Source organism: Lactobacillus nasalidis, assembly GCF_016587775.1.
GTDB lineage: Bacteria > Bacillota > Bacilli > Lactobacillales > Lactobacillaceae > Lactobacillus > Lactobacillus nasalidis.
In genome coordinates, this window is record NZ_BOCG01000402.1 from 1 (window position 1) to 2,964 (window position 2,964).

Annotated in this window: 2 protein-coding genes; both read left to right on the forward strand. The window is 54.9% G+C overall.

Features of this window, described 5'->3' with window-relative positions; genetic code table 11:
• Positions 1 to 411 (forward strand): TetR/AcrR family transcriptional regulator (locus lacNas_RS07310; RefSeq protein WP_201346736.1); only part of this gene is annotated, 411 nt, incomplete at its 5' end.
• A 36-nt stretch (positions 412 to 447) separates the two neighbouring features.
• Positions 448 to 2,964, forward strand: a 2,517-nt coding sequence (locus tag lacNas_RS07315) for an MMPL family transporter (RefSeq protein WP_201346737.1), incomplete at its 3' end; no start/stop codon positions are given.

A 2,964-nucleotide genomic window follows, 5' to 3' on the forward strand; every position in this document is an offset into this window, starting at 1 on the left:
TCTCAGCTTCTGTCGCTGGTTGCGGCCAGCCGGATCCGGCTGCTGTATGAAGACCTGCTCAAGCAGCTGGTCGGCTTGTCGGGGCACGAGGCCCTGTTCAAGTTTGCCGACGTGGTCCGCGACCGCCTGCGGGAAGACCAAGCCTTGTCGGTCCTGCTCTATCATATGAATGAATTTTCAGATGATTCGGACCTGGTGCAAGAGGTCATGAAGATCCTCAAACTGGGTGATCGGCTGCAGCTGAGCACGGAGTACGTGGTTTCCCAGCACGCCCTGGTCGGGTCGGTTCTGGGCTATGTCTTCCTGGACCGGCTGATGGAAAATCAGGAAAGTCCGGAAGAAGCGGAAAGCAACTATCACGAAATGATCTGGCGCTTGGTTGCTCCCAGCGCGCAGCAGTCAAATACCTAGCTTAGTAGACAGATTGGAAAAGAAAGGAAAAGTACGTTGAAGAAGCTACTGAAGAACCACCTCGGTGCCTTGATCGCCTGGGTGCTCATTCTCGTGATTTCCTTGGTCGCTCTGCCGAACGTTGACTCTTTGACAAGAGCTCACAGTGAGATCTCCTTGCCAAGCAGCGTTGAAAGCGAAGCAGCCAAGCTGATCAAGAATGAATGGGGCAGTAAGAAAAAGAACACTTACGAGGTCGCGGTCGTTTTCAATAAAAAGTCTGGCAAACTGACCAGCAGCGATAAAAGCAATATTGAAGCATCAATCGACCGTCTGACCAGCAATAAGAAGAAATACGGCATCAAGGACTACCTGGCGCCGCAGGACAACATCGCTACCAAGAAGCTGCTTAAGTCTAAAGACGGCACTACTTGGGTAATGCAGATGAACATCTCGAAGAAGCATGGGACCATCTCCCAGGTTTACGACGAGATCAACAAGGCTGTCAAGACCAGCGGGGTGAGAACCTACGTTACCGGGGCTGACGTCTTGAACAATGACTTTACCAGTTCGATCCAAGAAGGGATCAAGAAGACGGAACTGATCACGGTTGTCTTCATCTTCATCGTCTTGATCATCGTCTTCCGGTCACCGGTGGTGCCGCTGGTATCACTGCTGACGGTCGGGATTTCCTTCCTGGTTTCCTTCTCGATCGTGACCAACCTGGTCAACTGGGTCAACTTCCCGTTCTCCAACTTCACCCAGGTCTTCATGGTGATCGTCCTCTTTGGGATCGGGACGGACTACAACATTCTGCTTTATAACCACTTCAAGGAGGACCTGGGCAACGGCCTGGGGGTAGGCGAGGCCACGCGGGACTCGATCAAGAAGGCCGGCCGGACGATTCTTTACTCCGGCTCCTCAATCCTGATCGGTTTCTCCGCCTTGGGCCTGGCCAACTTCTCCGTTTATCGGTCCGCCTCTGGGGTTGCCGTCGGCGTCCTGGTTCTGCTGGTCGTTTTGCTGACCCTGAACCCGTTCTTCATGGCGACTCTGGGCAAGAAGATGTTCTGGCCAAGCAAGGAATTTGCCGGGGAAAACCCAAGCAAGCTGTGGCACGGCATCTCCAGCGCTACTTTGAAGCGGCCGCTCGTCTTTTTGGCAGCGGTAGCCGTAATCGTGGCGCCATTCTTCATTACCTACTCCAACGTATTGAATTACGACGACACCGCGGAAATCGCGGACTCAGTTCCTTCCAAGCAGGGCCTGAACCTGGTGCAAAAGCACTTCTCCAAGGGGATGGCCATGCCGTCATACCTCTACATCAAGAGTGACCACACGCTTGACAACGAGAAGGACTTGAAGCTGATCGACGAACTGACGCGGAAGCTGCGGAACTCCGAAGGCGTGGACAAGGTTATGTCTGCTACGGAGCCGTACAACCAGAAGATCAAGCTGCTCTACGTCAAGAAGCAGCTGAAGTCAGTCACTGACGGTACCAGCAAGTTGGAAAAGGGTGTCAGCAAGCTGACCAAGGGGAGCGAAAAGGTTACCAGCGGGGCCAAGAAACTGGCCAGCGGGGCCGACACGCTCGATGAAGGCACCGGCACTTTGACTGACGGGGCCAAGGACCTGTACACGGGCACGGTTAAGCTTTACAACGGCTCAATCGCCCTTTACGACGGGGCCGGCACTCTCTTCAACGGGAGCAAGACCCTGTCTGTCGGCGCGGCTTCACTCTACTCTGGCACCAAGAAGCTTTCCAGCGGCGCGACTACTTTGTCCGCCGGCACCCAAAGCCTGAAGAGCGGAACCAGCTCTCTGGCCAGCGGGGCCAAGACTCTGGCCAGCGGGACTGGGTCACTGGCAACTGGTGCTCAGACCTTGAGAACCGGTGCTGGTACTTTGAAGAACGGGACCGCCAGCCTCTACACTGGCGCCGGTACTTTAAAGACCGGGACCAGCTCACTGGTAACGGGGGCCAACAGCCTTTACACTGGGACCAAGACGCTGACCAGCGGTGCCCAGACCTTGACGGCCAACATGAACACCCTGGTAACCGGTTTGGACCAGCTGAAGAGCCAGCTGTCAGCCGAATCCAGTTCATTGAGCACTGACCAGCTTGACCAGCTGTCAACTGGTTTGAATCAGCTCAACACTGGTTTGCAACAATTGAATGGTACGGTCAGCCAAATCAGCGTACCGAATATCGACACTTCAAAGATCAGCAGCTTGGTCAGCGGCCTGCAAAGTCTGCAAAGCCAAGTTGCCTCCCTGAAAAAGGGCCTGACTGACGCTCAGTCCGGCTTGACTTCTGCCGGCAGCGGCTTGACTGCTGCAAGCACTGCCGCAAGCAGTCTGTCAGCATCAATCAACAAGGTTTCAGATTCAGCTTTGAAGGCAGAACTGCAGAAGGAACTTGCATCCCTGTCTTCTGGCTTAAGCTCTACCAAGAGCGGCTTGAGCACTGCCGGCAGCGGCTTGAGCACTGCAGGTTCTGCTGCCACCAGCATGGAGAGTGCCTCATCAAGCATTCAATCAGCAGCTGGCAGCTTGAGCAGCAGCAGCTCAACG